Annotated in this window: 16 protein-coding genes and 3 pseudogenes; 12 read left to right on the top strand and 7 right to left on the bottom strand. The window is 67.2% G+C overall.

The annotated features are described in order from the left end of the window. Positions 1-4 precede the first annotated feature (4 nt). A complete protein-coding gene (locus tag BST11_RS16990) occupies positions 5-748 on the bottom strand; it encodes a pyrimidine reductase family protein (protein WP_083139097.1) in 744 nt (247 codons plus the stop codon). Here BST11_RS16990 and zapE point away from each other — a divergent pair. After that, positions 747-1,833: pseudogene (gene zapE, locus BST11_RS16985) on the top strand (cell division protein ZapE). The gene BST11_RS16990 and the pseudogene zapE sit on opposite strands and share 2 nt — an antisense overlap. Here zapE and BST11_RS16980 read toward each other — a convergent pair. The 3 genes and pseudogenes from BST11_RS16980 to BST11_RS16970 form a co-directional block, all read right to left on the bottom strand. After that, a pseudogene (locus tag BST11_RS16980) lies at positions 1,817-2,278 on the bottom strand (GNAT family N-acetyltransferase); the annotation flags it as partial. The pseudogenes zapE and BST11_RS16980 overlap by 17 nt on opposite strands. Continuing rightward, positions 2,275-2,802 carry a hypothetical protein gene (locus BST11_RS16975; RefSeq protein ID WP_083139095.1) on the bottom strand — a complete coding sequence of 176 codons (528 nt, stop codon included), beginning with the start codon at positions 2,800-2,802 and terminating at the stop codon, positions 2,275-2,277. The pseudogene BST11_RS16980 and the gene BST11_RS16975, both read right to left, overlap by 4 nt. A 21-nt stretch (positions 2,803-2,823) precedes the next feature. Next, positions 2,824-3,555: a Clp protease N-terminal domain-containing protein gene (locus tag BST11_RS16970; protein WP_083139094.1), complete on the bottom strand. Its 732-nt coding sequence runs from the start codon at positions 3,553-3,555 to the stop codon at positions 2,824-2,826. A 99-nt stretch (positions 3,556-3,654) separates the two neighbouring features. Here BST11_RS16970 and BST11_RS16965 point away from each other — a divergent pair, with 99 nt between their 5' ends. Continuing rightward, a complete protein-coding gene (locus BST11_RS16965; protein WP_240492163.1) occupies positions 3,655-3,966 on the top strand; it encodes a DUF732 domain-containing protein in 312 nt (103 codons plus the stop codon). Between the two features lie 25 nt (positions 3,967-3,991). On the opposite strand, the gene BST11_RS16960 is transcribed toward BST11_RS16965, so the two are convergent. Continuing rightward, positions 3,992-4,918 carry a cation diffusion facilitator family transporter gene (locus tag BST11_RS16960; protein ID WP_083139093.1) on the bottom strand — a complete coding sequence of 309 codons (927 nt, stop codon included), beginning with the start codon at positions 4,916-4,918 and terminating at the stop codon, positions 3,992-3,994. 55 nt (positions 4,919-4,973) lie between these two features. Here BST11_RS16960 and BST11_RS16955 point away from each other — a divergent pair, with 55 nt between their 5' ends. The 4 genes from BST11_RS16955 (at position 4,974) to BST11_RS16940 (ending at position 7,760) form a co-directional block, all read left to right on the top strand. After that, positions 4,974-6,134, top strand: a complete 1,161-nt coding sequence (locus BST11_RS16955) for a glycosyltransferase (protein ID WP_083139092.1) — start codon at positions 4,974-4,976, stop codon at positions 6,132-6,134. Between the two features lie 75 nt (positions 6,135-6,209). Beyond that, positions 6,210-6,710 carry an Rv2253 family sensor-like surface protein gene (locus BST11_RS16950; RefSeq protein WP_083139091.1) on the top strand — a complete coding sequence of 167 codons (501 nt, stop codon included), beginning with the start codon at positions 6,210-6,212 and terminating at the stop codon, positions 6,708-6,710. A gap of 159 nt (positions 6,711-6,869) precedes the next feature. Next, a complete protein-coding gene (locus BST11_RS16945; RefSeq protein WP_083139090.1) occupies positions 6,870-7,172 on the top strand; it encodes a hypothetical protein in 303 nt (100 codons plus the stop codon). 150 nt (positions 7,173-7,322) lie between these two features. Then, positions 7,323-7,760 carry a hypothetical protein gene (locus BST11_RS16940; RefSeq protein WP_142276401.1) on the top strand — a complete coding sequence of 146 codons (438 nt, stop codon included), beginning with the start codon at positions 7,323-7,325 and terminating at the stop codon, positions 7,758-7,760. Positions 7,761-7,839: 79 nt separating this feature from the next. Here the strand turns inward: BST11_RS16940 and BST11_RS16935 are convergent, their stop codons facing one another. Together BST11_RS16935 and BST11_RS16930 are read right to left on the bottom strand one after the other, a co-directional pair. Then, positions 7,840-8,538, bottom strand: coding sequence for a hemerythrin domain-containing protein (locus BST11_RS16935; RefSeq protein ID WP_083139138.1), 699 nt, complete (start codon positions 8,536-8,538; stop codon positions 7,840-7,842). Positions 8,539-8,624: 86 nt separating this feature from the next. Then, positions 8,625-9,943, bottom strand: a pseudogene (locus tag BST11_RS16930) (adenylate/guanylate cyclase domain-containing protein). A 294-nt stretch (positions 9,944-10,237) separates the two neighbouring features. Between BST11_RS16930 and BST11_RS16925 the strand changes: the two are divergent. The 6 genes from BST11_RS16925 (at position 10,238) to BST11_RS16900 (ending at position 14,821) form a co-directional block, all read left to right on the top strand. Continuing rightward, a complete protein-coding gene (locus BST11_RS16925) occupies positions 10,238-11,374 on the top strand; it encodes a tyrosine-type recombinase/integrase (RefSeq protein ID WP_083139088.1) in 1,137 nt (378 codons plus the stop codon). Then, positions 11,374-11,763, top strand: coding sequence for a hypothetical protein (locus BST11_RS16920; protein WP_083139087.1), 390 nt, complete (start codon positions 11,374-11,376; stop codon positions 11,761-11,763). The genes BST11_RS16925 and BST11_RS16920 overlap by 1 nt, the downstream gene beginning before the upstream one ends. Positions 11,764-11,899: 136 nt before the next feature. Then, entirely contained in the window at positions 11,900-12,157 is a 258-nt protein-coding gene (locus tag BST11_RS28600) for a helix-turn-helix domain-containing protein (RefSeq protein ID WP_244897683.1), read from the top strand. Positions 12,158-12,464: 307 nt separating this feature from the next. After that, positions 12,465-13,808, top strand: a complete 1,344-nt coding sequence (locus BST11_RS16910) for an AAA family ATPase (RefSeq protein ID WP_083139086.1) — start codon at positions 12,465-12,467, stop codon at positions 13,806-13,808. Further along, positions 13,805-14,050, top strand: coding sequence for a hypothetical protein (locus tag BST11_RS16905; RefSeq protein ID WP_083139085.1), 246 nt, complete (start codon positions 13,805-13,807; stop codon positions 14,048-14,050). Before BST11_RS16910 ends, BST11_RS16905 begins: the two co-directional genes overlap by 4 nt. Positions 14,051-14,230: 180 nt before the next feature. Next, positions 14,231-14,821 carry a hypothetical protein gene (locus BST11_RS16900; RefSeq protein ID WP_083139084.1) on the top strand — a complete coding sequence of 197 codons (591 nt, stop codon included), beginning with the start codon at positions 14,231-14,233 and terminating at the stop codon, positions 14,819-14,821. Positions 14,822-15,148 lie beyond the last annotated feature (327 nt).

Below are 15,148 nucleotides of genomic sequence, written 5' to 3'. Positions count from 1 at the left end.
TTCCTCACGCCTTGACGTAGCGGGCGTAAAGGTAGCCGGCGTCGTCGGTGAGGACGTGGGCGCAGCGCATGGCTGTCAGCACCTGGCCCGGGCCCGCCGCGATGCGCCGCGCCAGGCCGCCGACGAGGTAGGGCGCGATCGTCAGGCAGAGCTCGTCGAGCAGATCGCGCTGGACGAACGTGCCGAGCAGCGTGGGCCCGCCCTCGGTCAGGATGCGGCGCATTCCGCGCGCCGCGAGGGCCGCCAGCAGCGCGGCCTCGTCGACCCGGTCGGGATCGCCGCTGGAACAGTCGACCACCTCGCACAGGTCGCCGAGCAGGCGGTGCGTCCCGTCGGCCGCCGCGGTGCAGGTGAGCACCAGCGGCGGCACCTCGGTGCGGGTGAACACCCCCATGTCGCGGCCGAGCCGCCCGGAGCGGGTGACGATCGCCAGCCGCGGGACCTCGCTTTGCCCGCGGGCCTGGCGCCCCTGGCGCGCCGCGACCGCCAGGTGCGCGCCGGAATAGTTCTCGATGCGCACCGTGCCCGCCCCGACCACGATCACGTCGGCCAGCTCGCGCAGCAGGTGGAAGATGTGCCGGTCGCCGGGCCCGCCCATGGCGCCGCTGCTGCCGTCGGCGGTGGCGCCGCCGTCGACGCTGGCGATGAAGTTGGCCCGCAGCCACGTCCCCTCCCGGTCCGGATAGCCGTAGAGCCCGGGGAGTTCGGCGTCGTCGAGTTCGCGTGTCGCGCCGAGCAGCGTCAGCATGGGCTCGATTGCAGCACGCCGCTACAGTTCGGGGAATGCACGGGTCCGCTTCGCACCGGGTGGCCCGCCTCGTGGATCGGCGCCCGAGTGCGTCGCCGGAGAAACTGATCGCCCAATTGCGGCCGCCGCCGACCTTCGCCGACGTGAGTTTCGCGACGTATCGCCCGGATCCGGCGGAGCCGACGCAGTCGGCCGCCGTGGTCGCCTGCCAGGAGTTCTGCCGCCGGGCCGTGGAGCGCCGGGCCGGCCGCCGAAAGCTGTTGGGGCTGAGGGGTAAGCGGGCCGTGCTGCCCGGCGTCGGGCTGTACCTCGACGGCGGCTTCGGGGTGGGCAAGACCCACCTGCTCGCCTCGGCCTACTACCAGCTGCCCGGCGCGGGGCCCGAGCCCCCAACTCCCAAGGCGTTCGCCACCTTTGGGGAGCTCACCCAGCTCGCCGGGGTGTTCGGCTTCGCCGAGTGCATCGACATGCTGGCCGGCTACACCGCGGTGTTCATCGACGAGTTCGAGCTCGACGACCCCGGCAACACCACGCTGATCTCGCGGATGCTCTCGTCGCTGGTCGAGCGGGGCGTCTCGGTGGCCGCCACCTCCAACACCCTGCCCGAGCAGCTCGGCGAGGGCCGCTTCGCCGCCCAGGACTTCCTGCGCGAAATCAACACGCTGGCAAGCATTTTCACCACGGTGCGGATCGAGGGGCCCGACTACCGGCACCGCGGCCTGCCGCCCGCCCCGCAGCCGCCGTCGGACGCGGAGGTGGCCGCGCGCGCCGCGCGGGTAGACGGGGCGACGCTGGACGACTTCGACGCGCTGTGCGCGCACCTGGCCACCATGCACCCGTCCCGGTACCTGACGCTGATCGAGGGCGTGACGGCGGTGTTCTTGACCGGCGTGCACGGCGTCGACGACCAGAACGTCGCGCTGCGGCTGGTGTCGCTGACCGACCGGCTCTACGACGCCGGAATCCCGGTGGTGGCTTCGGGCGCGAAGCTGGACACCATCTTCAGCGAGGAGATGCTGGCCGGCGGATACCGCAAGAAGTACCTGCGCGCGACGTCCCGGCTGCTGGCACTGACCGCGCCATGACGTAGTCGTCTTCGAGCCGGGAGCCCACCCGAAACGTCCTGGTGCCCTCGACCTCGAAGCCGTGCTTGGCGTAGAAGCGTTGTGCGCGTTCGTTTTTCTGGTTGACGCCCAGCCACACGCGGCGCACGCCCCATTCCCCGGCGGTGGCCAGCGCGCGCTCCATCAGCGCCGCCGACGCCCCGCGGCCGTGGTGCTCGGGCAGCACGTAGATCTTCGACAGTTCGGCGGCGGCACCCGCGCGAACCAGCATGGCGTAACCGATGATTCGCTCGCCGTCGGCGACGGTGAGCACCTCGCGGTCCGGGTCGGCCAGGTACTCCGCGAAGCGTTCGGCCGACAGGTTGGCGCCGACGAACGACGCGATGTCTTCGGTGGTCGTGGTCGGGGGACAGGCCAGCGGAAAGGTTTGCGCGGCGACGTCGGCCAGCTGCGCAGCGAGCGTCAGAGGTTCCACTGGGCGAGGTGGTACCCGGTCTTCTTGTCCAGCAACACGACCGTGGAGACCGGGTCGCGGTAGGCGTCCCAATACACGCCGCCGCGCACGATCGCCCCGTTGGGCGCGTTGACGAGCACGTTGTCCAGCGCGTCGGGCGCGTCGGTGGCCCGCGGCTTGTAGGCGTCGGCGTACGGCGTCACGCCGTCGAAGCTGAAATCGGTGGCCATGATGTATGGGTTGGGCACGCGGATCGCGCGGACCGTCACGTCGGCGCGGGTGGGGGTGCTGCCGGGAAAGCTTTTGATCGGAACGCCGCTGCGCGTGTAGCCGAACCCCGGCGGCGGGTCGCACGGCGCCACGCTGCTGACGGTGATGTCGGCGATGTAGGTGCCGGTGTCCACGCGCAGGGTGTCACCGAGGTGGCCGATCGGCGCGTCGCCCGCCCGCGCGCGGGGCGCGGACACGGCGCCGGCGACGGTGACGCTCGCGGCGGCGAAGAGCACGGCGGACAGGGCGATCAGCCAGCGGCGCATCTTCGCATGATCGCACACGCGCTACGGCGAAGGGGAGGGGTTCTTGCCGCCGGCCAGTGCTTCGAGCACCGCCGCCGCCTCCTCATCGACCCGGTCCTTGTCGACGCCGGCCCGGTGCAGCGGTCCGGCCCCGTCCTCGAGTTCGAGCAGCGCCAGCAGCATGTGCTCGGTCCCGATGTAGTTGTGGCCGAGGCGAAGCGCCTCGCGGAAGGTCAGCTCGAGCGCCTTGCGGGCCGGGCCGCTGAACGGGATCAGCTCCGGCGTTTCGGCGGAGCCGGGCGGCAGCACCACGGCGGCGCGCAGCGCCTCGACGTCGACCCCTTGCCGTTGCAGCAGCTGGGTGGCCAGCGCGGCGCGATCGCTGAGGACGCCGAGCAGCAGATGGTCGGGGGTGATCTCGGCGTTGCCGGCCTCGTGCGCGGCGTTCTGGGCCGCCACCACGGCGTTGCGGGCCCGCGGCGTGAAGCGTCCGAAGCCCTGTTCGGGGTCCAGGGTGGTGGGCTCGGCCCGCGGCACGAACCGTTTCTGGGCGGCCTGCTTGGTGACGCCCATGCTCTTGCCGATGTCGGTCCACGACGCCCCCGACCGGCGGGCCTGGTCGACGAAGTGCCCGATCAGGTGGTCGGCGACCTCGCCCAGGTGCTCGGCCGCCAGCACGGCGTCGGCGAGCTGGTCGAGCACGTCGCCGTGGACCTTCTTGATCGCGTTGATCAGCTCGTCGAGGCGGACGGGGTAGGAGATCGGCTGGGACATGCCGTCAACACTAGGTTGACGCCGGCGAGCGTGTCAACCGTGGGTTGACGTTCTGGACCGATGGCGCCGTCGCCGTCGCTCTGGGAGGATCGTGGAGTTGTGAAGTCACTGCTCTTGGCGCTGGCGAGCCTGGCCGCCCTGGTCGGCCTGGCCGGGCCCGCGCGCGCCGACAACAACGACGACGCGTTCCTCGCCTCGCTCCGCGCGGCCGGCATCACCTTTCCGGACCCGGCCCGGGCGATCGGCGCCGGCAAATGGGTGTGCCAGCAGGTCGGCAACGGCACGCAGATGGTCGACGTCGTCAAGGCGATCCAGGCGCAGAACTCCGGGCTGCACGGCGACAACGCCGCCAGGTTCACCGCGATCGCGGCGAACGTCTATTGCCCGCAGGCGCTGTCGCCCGGCGGCTAGGCCCGCTCGGGACGGTTCAGCGTGATCAGGTGGATGCGGCCCGCGCCGTCCAGGTGAAGCTGTGCATGTCCGGGATCCGCGGCGTCAGCGCCGAGGCCACGCCGCGGCCGATCCGATCCGCTTGTGCGAGCGGGGTTCCCGGTTCGAGGAAGCCCTCGACCTCGACCCGCAGGGTCCGGCCCGTCCAGCGCGCCCGGGCGTGCGCGTGCGTGACACCGGCAACCGTCATGGCGGCGGCTTCGGCCGTCGTGATGATCTCGGGGTCGACGCCGTCGAGCAGGCGGTGGGCGATGTCGGTGGTCACCTCCCAGCCGACCCGGCAGATGAACGCCGTGACCACGATTCCGGCCACCGGGTCGGCCCAGCGCCAGCCGAACGCCACGCCGATCAACCCCGCCATCGCCCCGGCCGAGGACATCGCGTCGAGCCAGGAATGCTTGGCGTCGGCCACCATGGTCGCCGAGCGAATCCGCCGTCCGACCACCAGCTTGTAGCGGGCCACCAGCTGGTTGCCCGCGATGCCCACCGCCGCGGCGGCGACGCCCCAGCCCAGGTGCCCGGTGCCGCCGTGGCGCAGCAGCTTGGTGACGCTCTCGAAACCGGTGACGGCGGCGCTGCCCCAAATGACCAGGGCCACACCGATTCCGGCGAGGTCCTCGGCGCGTTCGAAGCCGTAGGGGTAACGCTCGGTGGGGAGCTTGCGCGACGCCCGGAACCCGATGAACACCATCGCACTGGTCGAAACGTCCGACAGGTTGTGCAGCGCGTCGCCGAGCAGCGCCACCGACCCGGACACCAGCGCGATGACCAATTCGAGCATGCCGGTCAGCGCCAATCCGACGGCGCTGACGGCCACCGCCCGGTTGGCCTGGCGGCGCTCGCTCGCGTCGTCCGCCGTCGTTGCGATCGGGAAACTCACCGCCGGGTCCCGCACCCCGTTAATCACATGCATGCAGCCAAATATGCTCGGCTGCGCGGTGTCACTCAACTGCGTTAGGTTTCCGGCGATGAAGATCGCGTTGGCCGGCTACGGAAGCCGCGGCGACGTCGAACCCTGCGTCGCGGTCGGCCGGGAGCTGCGGCGCCGGGGCCACGACGTCCGCATGGCCGCCCCGCCCGACATGGTCGGCTTCGTCGAGGCGGCGGGAGTCGACGCGGTCGCCTACGGCCCGGACACGCGGGAGCAGCAGAGCGCGGCCGCCGGCCTCGTCGGCGCCGGCGCGAACCCGATCGGTGCGCTCGGCGAGATCATGCAAGGCCTCACAAAGGTCTGGACGTCGAAGACCGCCACGCTGACCTCGCTGGCGACGGGGGCCGACCTGCTGGTGGCGGGCATCAACGAGCAGGAACTGGCCGCCAACGTCGCCGAGCATTGCGGCATTCCGCTGGCCGCGCTGCACTTCTTCCCGGCGCGGCTGCTGCCCACCGGGGTGCTGTATTCGAGCGCGATCAGGGAGGCCTCGGCGGGCCAGCGCCGCGCGCTCGGCCTGCCCGCGGGGGTCGGGCCCGCGGCGCTGGAAATCCAGGCCTACGACGCGCTGTGCCTGCCCGGGCCCGCCGCCGACTGGGTCGCATCGGAGGGGCCCTTCGTCGGCGCGCTGACGCTCGGATTGGCGGCGGCCGCCGACGGCGACGTCCTGTCGTGGATCGGCGCGGGGACGCCGCCGGTCTGCTTCGGGCTGGGCAGCACGCCGATCGCGTCGCCGGCCGAGATGGTCGCGATGATCGGGGCGGCCTGCGCGCGGCTGGGCGAGCGGGCGCTGATCTGCAGCGGCCCCAACGACTTTGCCGATGTGCCGCGTTTCGATCACGTCAGGGTGGTGGATGCGGTGAACCACGCGGCCGTGCTGCCGGCGTGCCGCGCCGTCGTCCACCACGGCGGCGCGGGCACCACGGCCGCGGGCCTGCGGGCCGGGATCCCCACGTTGGTGCTGTGGCTGTGGCTCGATCAGCCGGTCTGGGCGGCCGGCGTGGAGCGGCTGGGAGTCGGCACCGGGCGCCCGTTTGCGGCCACCACGTCGGAGTCTTTGGCCGCGGACCTGCGTTCCGTCCTGACCCCGCGGTGCGCCGCCCGCGCCCGCGAGGTCGCCTCGCGGATGACTCCTGCCGCCGAAAGCGTCGCCCGCACAGCCGATCTCCTGGAGGACGCGGCCGAGCGCGCGGGCTGAGTCGCGGCGGGAAGCTTGTCGGCGGCGGCGCGGCGTAACAGGATGTAGCTGGGGTCGCGACCAGAGGAGAAACCGATGGCTCCTGACGGCTGGAGAAGTCTCGTCGCGCTGGGCGCCGCGTCGCTCGCGATCGCGCTGCCGGTCGGCCCGGCCGCGCGCGCCGATAATCCGTCCTGGAACGGCACCTACGCGATCACGTTCATGGTCGGCCCGAAGTCCGGGACCAGCATGGCCGTGGGCGACCCCGAGGTGCAGCACACCGACACCTATGGGTTGCGTTCGAGCTGTTCGGGCGGAAAGTGCGTCGCGACGATCGTCAGCGGCCCGCCGCCGAGCAACCCGACGGTTCCGCAGCCGGTGCAATTCACCTGGGATGGGTCGTCCTGGAAGCAGGTCAGCGACTTCCAGTGGGACTGCATGATGCCCGACACGACCATCCAGTGGAATCCGGCCCATTCCGAGGTGCGCTACACGCCCCAGCCCGATGGGTCGCTGGCCGGCGTCATGCACACCGAGATCTTCAGCGGTGCGTGCCAGGGAACCATCGACATGGACATGAGGGCCGACCCGGTGTGAGCGTCGGTAGGCCCTGAGAGCCCATCCACAGCAAACCTGTCTAGCGTTGCGGCGCAGTCGAATTCGCTCGCAATATTGCACTGTGCGGCAACGTGTTTCGGGTGGGCGGTGGCCGTTTATACCCTTTGCTTTCGGCACCATCAGCGATAGGATGCGAGCATGCGTTTTTCCTGTGTCGCCGCGGCGGCCGGCCTCGCCAATGCCGTCCTATTCCTCGCCCCGGTTGTGCTGGCGCCGTCCGCGCAGGCCGACCTCAGCGGTTACCGCCGTTGCGTGGGAAGCGTCAAGAACGTCCCGATCAGCAGTCACGACCCGACGAATGCGCAGCTTGTCGGAACCGTCCAGATGGATCTCAAGTCCGGCGTTTCCCCATCCGCGGAAGCTCAGAATCTGGCGCGTTCGGGCTTCGACGAGCGCCTGGCCAATGCGATCGTGCAGTGCGTGATCGAGGAGAACCCGTAGACACCGCCATTGACCTTCGCCGGAGCCGGTGGATACTGGATTGACCTCGTCGATGGCAAACTTCGCAATACTGTTTTGACCTGCATGAACAGCCATCCGGGCTGAGTTACCGAGATCCTGGTTCGCGCCGCTCAAGGGAGGAGACTTCAGATGGCGGGCAGGTTTGACATTTTCAAGTGCCAGCGGGGCGCACGCCGTGCGGCGAGCGCGTGGGCCGTCCGCTTAGCGGCTCCGGCGGCCTTGGTCGCTGCGGCGTGTGCGTTGCCTGTCGCGCCGATGGCCCGTAGCGAGGTCGCCATCGACCCGATCGTCGAGGCGCCGTCGCCGCCCTGCAACCTGCCGACGATCGACGACCTCATCATCTGGCGCCGCGTGCCGGGGGCGGTGGACCGCGCCGAAATCGTTTCTTCGGCTGACCTTTACAATTGCCGACCCATGCTCGATGAGTTACGTGGCCCTGCCCTCGGTCTCAGCGAGCCCGGTTACTGCACCAAGGTGGCGTGGCGTACCGACAACCCCGGCTACAGCACCCTGATTTCGCCGACCATTCCTTTGAAGAAAGTCTTCTATCAAGTCGGCGATTGCTAGGTCGGAAGTCCGATAGCGTGGAGGGCCGCGTCCGTGGCTAGCGGGGAGGCTCGAATCAACGAGGCGGCATGCGCTGCTCTCAGGTCGGGGTGAACTGGCTCAAATCGTAGATGCCGAGGCTTTTTTCGATATCGGCGACTTTATCGACCACGCCTTCGAAGCCTCTCTGACCGAACCGCCGGTGTTCCTCGTCTTCGAAAGTCTCAGCCAGGTCGCGAAACTCCTTTGCGGGCACTACAGCGCGCAGTGCCAGGAACACGATCGTGTCTTCGCGCGCCTCGTGAGGCTCATACATCCGAATGAACGCGGACATGTCCCGAATCAGTGCGTCTCGTCCAGCCTTGTCGGGCACTCCTGCGCCGGAAGTGGCGGCGAGCGTCCGGTCGGTGAGGATGCGACCGCGCTGGTGCTGGGTGCGCAATACGGCGGTGACGTCCGTCAGTTGGCCCGCCTGTTCGAGCTTGGGGAAGACGTATTGTTCCTCCAAGTGTTCGTGGTAGTCCTCGATGAAGCTTCGAATGATCTCCGCGCCCGCGTTGAGCGCTTGGGCGGGAGTCTTATCGCCGGCCTGCAGGCGCCTGATCCCCTCTCGATAGACCAGCAAAATGCGCTTGAGTACGCCGTGCTCGCGCATCAAGTCCTCGGGCGGAGTGACGGGGACTTCCGCGTCTGAAGGTGTGCCCGGCTGGACCGTCTTGGTTCGCGGGCTGCCGCATGCCGAGACGGCAGCGACGCCGGCAACCGACATCGAGATCCCGAGCAGTTGACGTCGGCCCATTTCGGGCAGTTGCTCGATCACGGTCGCGCCTTTCTTCGCTGTGAATGTCGTTGGGGGCTGGATAGGTCAGTCTGCCGAACTTCTTTCTATCCGGCGGCGACGGCGCAGAGACGCCATTTTCCGGGCACGCCCTTCAGTTGGTGGGTACCGCGGTCTTCGAACTCGAGGCCTGATCCGATCACGAGGTCGCGCAGCGTGCTGGACACCAGCACCTCGTTCGCTCCGGCCAGTGCGCTCACGCGCGCGCCGATGTGTACGCCGATCCCGCCGATGTCATCACCGCGGACCTCGCACTCGCCGGTGTGTAGCCCGGCGCGCACCTCGATGCCCAGTGCATGCAGCGCGCCGCGATTGCTATGGCGCACCGGATCGCTCGCTGCGGGCCGTCGAACATCGCCAGGAAGCCATCACCGGAGGTGTTCACCTCGCGGCCCCGAAAACGGGCGAGCTGCGACCGGACGACGGCGTCGTGCGCGTCGAGCAACGCATGCCAGTCACGGTCACCCATCTCGGCGGCCTTGCGCGTCGAGTCCACGATGTCGGTGAAAAGCACCGTGGCCAGAACCCGGTCGTCAGCCACCGCAGGCTGCTCGCCGGTAAGGAACTCGGCGATCACCCGAAACGACTCGTGCCACGGTTCCACGAAGTGGTACAGGTTGCGGCCCGGCAGCTCGACGTATTTCGCGCAGGGGATGTTCTCGGCGATGTACCTGCCCTTTGCGGGCGTGACGATCGGGTTGTCGCTGTGATGGAGGACGAGTGTAGGCACACGGATTGTCGGCAGAACCGCCCGGACGTCCGCCTTGGCCACAAGCGGCCACATGAGTGAAACGGTTCGGGGGCTTGCGCCGAGCCGTTCCGCCCTGGCCCATGCAGAGCGGATCTCTTCGTTCCACGGCATGTCTGGATTGACCAGGTGCTCGTATTCTCCAGTTCCCCACATGGCGACGAAGATGGCGCGGAGTTCCTCGAGCGTCCGGCCGTCAGCGGTCGCGGTAACCGGGTCCGCAAAACCGTCGAGCACGACGAGCGATGTGGTGCGAGACGGGTATGCCGCGGCGAATAGTGCCGCGGGCGCGAATGCGCCGGCGACAGCGACGAGGACCGCTTCGCGGCTGCCCAGCTCATCGAGGACCGCGGTGATGCTGTCGCCAAATTGCTCCAAGGAGGGCAGCGCATCCGGAGCGACGGGATCGGATGCGCCGGTGCCGGGTTGATCGAGGAGGATCAGCCGACCGACCGACGTCATTGCCTCGATCCAGCCTCGGTTCGAGGGCACGTCCGGCATGACCTCACAGTTGGTGAACCAGGTCGGGACGAACACGATGTCGCGAGGACCCTCAGGCGACGCGCGATAGGCGACGCCCAAGTCGCCGTTCATCGCATAGCGCGTCTCCGAGAACATTGCAGAAGCATAGGTCCGGGCAATAGGTCGGCGGCGCCATCGAATGCTATTGACTGGTTATTGCCCGGGTCATTGGATGGCTCACCTAAATTACCGTCGCTTACCTGCGACGATGCTGGTGCGCGATACTGGGATTGAACCAGTCTCAGCCAGGGTCCTCTATACTGTTGCTGACCTGCGCCAGAAGGTCTCTGACCAGGCGACACATCAAACAGTAGCATTAACCAAGCTTGACCACAATTAACCACACCTACCCACTATAGTGGTGCATATGTGGTGCAAAGGGCGGCAACAGTGACAACAGCAGAGCGCAAGCAGAGGCGCAGCTTCGGCAGATTGCGGCAATTCCGCTCCGGCCGCTGGAAGGCCTCCTACACCGGACCCGACGGCATGCTCTACGAAGCGCCAACCACCTTCGCGCTCAAGCAAGACGGCGAAGCCTGGCTTACCGATCGGCGCCGCGAAATCGACCGCAATCTCTGGTCGCCGTCGAGCGGACAGGACGATCGGCCGAACGCGTTGTTCGCCGACTACGCAGACGAATGGCTGAAGCGCCGCACAGTGAAGGGCCGTCCACTGAAGGACCGAACACGGGCGCACTACGAGGCTTTACTCGATCAACACATCAACCCCACGTTTGGTCACGTGACGACCCGTGCCATCAATCCCGACGCCGTGCGCAAGTGGTACGCCACCTGCGCCATCGGGGCGCCGGTGATCCGCGCCCACGCCTACTCGTTGCTGTCGACGATCCTTGGCACCGCGGCATCGGAGGGAATCGCGGACACCAATCCCTGCACGATCTCCGGCGCAGGGAACACTGAACGCCGGCTCAAGATCCGACCCGCAACCCTCTCCGAGCTGGAAACCATCGCCACCGAAATGCCCGAACGGCTGCGCCTCATGGTCCTGCTGGCCGCCTGGGCCGCTCTGCGGTTTGGCGAACTCGCCGAGCTGCGGCGCAAAGACATCGTCGGAAACGTCATTCAGATCCGCCGCGGCGTCGTCCGCGTCGACGGCGAAATGCGCATCACAACACCCAAGTCCACTGCGGGATCACGGGATGTCACCATCCCGCCCCACTTGATGCCGTTTGTCGAGCAGCACCTTGAAAGACACACCGGAGCCGGCCGCGAATCACTGCTATTTCCGGCCATCAATGGCGGACACCTTCAACCGTCATCGCTCTATCGCTACTTCTACCCGGCGCGTGACAAGGCCAAGCGACCCGATTTGCGCTTCCACGACCTGCGCCACACCGGCGCCACACTGGCTGCCCAAACCGGTGCGACATTAGCCGAACTCATGGGACGGCTCGGCCACTCCACGGTCTCGGCAGCATTGAAGTACCAGCACATCGCTGCGGATCGGGACGCTCAAATCGCCGATGCGCTGTCCAAGATCGCCCTTGGGGAAAAGGAATTGGACTGATGACAGAGAAGCCGCAGTATATGACGATCTACTGTGACGCAGAGAGCCACACGTCAGCACCGGTTGGCCTGTTCATGCGAGCACCGGATGACAGCCCAAATCAGGACGCACTCATTCACATCGAGCTCGGACGCCATGAGGGCCTGTACATCGTCGCGATGTTCTGGCGCTTCCCCGACGTCTCGCGGCGCTGGGCACCACGGATGCTTACGGCCAGAGGGCTCGCGAAACGCGGCGGTGGTCGGCAACCCAAATGGGACCGGTACCGACTCAAGTGCGACCGGTGCATCCTCACCAAGACGGCGCGGGAGCCGGGTTTTTCGGAAACTCTAACCATGCTGGCGAATCAAGGGATCGTGGCAGCGTCGCTGAGCGCGCTCATCAAATGAAAAGTTACCCGCGCGTGTCCAGAAGTACCCAATGGCAACCAGACGTGTAAAGTCACACGTGCTGTGATCCGGTGATCGTTCCGGCCAGCGCAACCTCCCAGCAGAGGGCAGTTCGTCATGCCCCTGGGAGGTTTCAGTGGCTACACAGCAATCCACGCCGCCGACGAATCTGAAATCAAGCCCGAACCGGAGAAGCCGGCGGCAACCAGAGCAACGGCCTGCCTATCTCGGAATCCCTGAAGCCGCCGCGTATCTCGACGTTGACCACAAGACGATTCGGCGTCTCATCGCGGCCAAGCGTCTTCCGGGCTATCGCCTCGGCAATCGGATCATCAAGGTCAAAATCGCCGACCTCGATGCGGTGCTCACACCCATGCAGGGCGGGGCAGCATGAACGGGCCACCAGAACGAGAGAACCCCCCGGCGGGCACCGAGGGGATCTCTAGAGCAGCAGCTACCCGGCAGACTACACCGCTGCGCCGTCGCCGCGCTGCATCGCGGCGACTCCCTGTGTTGCAGTGCGGCCGGTCCGACCCGTGGCACTACGGGCCGACGGCGGCCGGCTACGCCGACGCCGCACACCACCTACTCGGCCACGGCCTGCTACCGGCACCCGACCGCGAAGGTCTGCGCCGGATGTCACGCTCCGGTGGCTGCAGTCAACGCCTTGCGCAACGGATTACGGCGGCCTGGGAGGTCGCATGAACGACGACGCGCAAGTCGACGAGTCGGGGCTGCTGGCCAATGTGGTGAGCGCCGCAGAGCTGAATCACGAAGTGTTTCCCGAGCTGGTGCAGTTCATCCATGGCGTCATCACTGAGGGGTTCGGGATCGTGGCAGGACCTCCGAAGCTCGGCAAAAGTTGGTGGACGCTGAATATCGCCTTGGCCGTTGCGGCTGGCGGCAAGGCGTTCGGGAAGGTGTCGGCGCACCAGCGGGACGTTTTCCTTCTCGCACTAGAAGATTCGCCCAGGCGCCTACAAGCTCGTATCAGGGCGGTATGGGGTGACGACACCCCGCCACCGCATCGGCTGCACATCCTGACGCAAGTCGGTCCTGGCCTGCTCATACCCACGATTGCGGAATGGTTGATGCACCATCCCCGCGGCCTGGTCATCCTCGACACCTTGGGGCGTGCACGGCAACAGCGCCGCCGCGGCGACGACGCCTACTTGGCCGATTACCAAGCCGGCGTTGCGCTCAAGACTGTGGTCGACGCATTTCCCGGCAGCGCGCTCCTCGGCGTGCACCACACGCGCAAGGCGTCATCGGAAGATTTCGTTGATGACCTGTCCGGGACGCTCGGACTCGCGGGTGCTGCCGACTACGTGTTGGTGCTGCGCCGGCAACGCACCAGCACCGAGGCCACGCTGCAAGTCACGGGACGTGATGCACCCGAAGGCGAGTACGCGTTCACCGTCAGCGAAGGGACATGGACTCTGGCTGGCAATGAACTGGCCGAGGCTGCCGCCGAGGCGCAGAAGCGCCGCGACAGCAAGCACTATGGCGAGCGTGCAATGGACGTCATCGCCGTCGTCAACAAGCGTGCACCGGCGAACCACACAACCGCCGCCGATGTGGCAGAGGCGCTGCGCATCGACAGCGACACTGCACGGGTCTACCTCAACCGACTGGCAAAGGGCGAACGCATCCTCAAGATTGCTACCGGTGCATATACCAGTGTTACGGCTGTCACGAGTGTTACGCAGGATCTGACCTGCGCGAATGGGACCCACAACGGCGCCGGCGACGCGATAGCTTCGAGCGTTACGCCAACTGTTACGGCACACGAACCGGCATCTATCAGCGGAAACACCGAGACCGTAACAACCGTAACGCCCGGTGCACCAACCGAACCCACGCCCGGCATGACCGAACGTGTGCAACGCGCGCTAGCAAAGGCTCATTCGGTCCAAAGCGATCCGATGCTGTGCAACATCTGCGGCAATCCGGTCGTCGGCGGCGCGGGCCAGATACACCTCGACTGCCGTCGCGTGGCGATCGAGAACCGCCTCAACGGGCTGGGCACCAGGGAGACGGCATGAGCGACACCACGGTTTCCTACGCGCTCGACACCCGCCCTTTGCTCGGCGAGGTCGCGCGCCTGTGGCAGCGCATCGCCCCATTCGATCTGACCGTGCCCGAGATTTTCGCGCTCATGCATGTGCTTCAAGGCATCGCGGACCGACTCGACAACCCCAACCCGCCACTGAAAGGAAGCGGCAATGAATCAGGAGTACACCAACGCCGAACCGGGTGCGCCCGACCCGATCCGGGCCGCATTTGATAACCATCAACGCGCGCCTAGTGATCGAGTCAAGCGCGGCGAACCGAAGCCGGCTGATGATGTCATCGCGCTGAGGCACACCCGGGCCGCCATCACCCACCTGACCAACAACGGGCCATTCACCGAACACGTGACCATCGGCAGAGCAATCATGCCGAAACCCGAGGAAGGACAAAGACGATGAGTGACACCGAAGCCGCGACCAATGCAGCCGAGCCGAACGCCGACTTTGCGAACGCGTTCGCGCCACAAGCCGCCAGCGGCGCGCCACCTGAACCCAGCGCGGAGGCATGGCAGGCATTGGCCGCAGCTACCGCAGCCGCGATCGAAGGCAACGGCGGCGAAGGTGCATCGGCCGATGACGCGGACACTGCTGGCCCCCAGGACGGCGCTGACGGTGAAGACGGCAACCCGAACCACGAAGCCGCGAAGTGGCGTACCAAGTTGCGCGACGCCGAATCCCAAAACGCCGCGCTGGCAACCCGGCTCGAGGCCATGCAACGCGCGGCCATCGACACCCAGGTCACCGCGCTCGGTATGAAACCGGCCGCGCTATGGGCATCCGGAGCCAAAATCGAAGACCTCGTCGACGACACCGGCGTACCCGACGCCGCCAAGGTCCAACAGGCCGCGCAGGACGCCAAAGAGGCGCTCGGCATCGTGGCCGTCAAACCGAGCAAGCCGCTCGGCTCCCTGCGTTCGGGCGCCAGCGCGCACACGCCAAACGGCAACAAATGGGTGGAGGCATTCAGCCCCCGCGGCAGCGAATAACGCCGGATCTGTCGGTGCCCCTTGTAAGATGAGTGCTGCGACTGCCACGCCAGGTGCGGGCCCGGCCAAGAGGTGAGACACCCAGCCGGCGCAAAACCCCCGTTGAATTTCACGCGCGGGTTTCCCGTGCGCACCTGGAAGGCAATCTGAAATGACAGACATCACCACCTCGACAACCGCGCCAGGCTGGGCACGGGATGAGTACACGTTCGCCCCGCTTGATGTTGTCGCCCCCGCACTCATCAATCAGTGCACGATGGTGTCCGGCGACATCGAAGGCGACGAGCCGAGCCTGCACGTCGCCTACGTCGTCGACCAGCTCGACGC

Source organism: Mycobacterium alsense (genome assembly GCF_002086635.1).
In the GTDB taxonomy this organism is placed as follows: Bacteria; Actinomycetota; Actinomycetes; order Mycobacteriales; family Mycobacteriaceae; genus Mycobacterium; species Mycobacterium alsense.
The sequence above is the reverse complement of the archived record's forward strand: the minus strand, read 5'-3'. Positions and strand labels throughout refer to the sequence as shown.

Excerpts from the sequence above, each read along its gene's own strand:
- BST11_RS16990 (WP_083139097.1), bottom strand. The coding sequence starts at position 748 with ATGCTGACGCTGCTCGGCGCGACACGCGAACTCGACGACGCCGAACTC.
- BST11_RS16975 (WP_083139095.1), bottom strand. The coding sequence starts at position 2,802 with ATGCGCCGCTGGCTGATCGCCCTGTCCGCCGTGCTCTTCGCCGCCGCG.
- BST11_RS16970 (WP_083139094.1), bottom strand. The coding sequence starts at position 3,555 with ATGTCCCAGCCGATCTCCTACCCCGTCCGCCTCGACGAGCTGATCAAC.
- BST11_RS16960 (WP_083139093.1), bottom strand. The coding sequence starts at position 4,918 with ATGCATGTGATTAACGGGGTGCGGGACCCGGCGGTGAGTTTCCCGATC.
- BST11_RS16955 (WP_083139092.1), top strand. The coding sequence starts at position 4,974 with ATGAAGATCGCGTTGGCCGGCTACGGAAGCCGCGGCGACGTCGAACCC.
- BST11_RS16950 (WP_083139091.1), top strand. The coding sequence starts at position 6,210 with ATGGCTCCTGACGGCTGGAGAAGTCTCGTCGCGCTGGGCGCCGCGTCG.
- BST11_RS16945 (WP_083139090.1), top strand. The coding sequence starts at position 6,870 with ATGCGTTTTTCCTGTGTCGCCGCGGCGGCCGGCCTCGCCAATGCCGTC.
- BST11_RS16940 (WP_142276401.1), top strand. The coding sequence starts at position 7,323 with ATGGCGGGCAGGTTTGACATTTTCAAGTGCCAGCGGGGCGCACGCCGT.
- BST11_RS16935 (WP_083139138.1), bottom strand. The coding sequence starts at position 8,538 with ATGGGCCGACGTCAACTGCTCGGGATCTCGATGTCGGTTGCCGGCGTC.
- BST11_RS16920 (WP_083139087.1), top strand. The coding sequence starts at position 11,374 with ATGACAGAGAAGCCGCAGTATATGACGATCTACTGTGACGCAGAGAGC.
- BST11_RS16910 (WP_083139086.1), top strand. The coding sequence starts at position 12,465 with ATGAACGACGACGCGCAAGTCGACGAGTCGGGGCTGCTGGCCAATGTG.
- BST11_RS16905 (WP_083139085.1), top strand. The coding sequence starts at position 13,805 with ATGAGCGACACCACGGTTTCCTACGCGCTCGACACCCGCCCTTTGCTC.
- BST11_RS16900 (WP_083139084.1), top strand. The coding sequence starts at position 14,231 with ATGAGTGACACCGAAGCCGCGACCAATGCAGCCGAGCCGAACGCCGAC.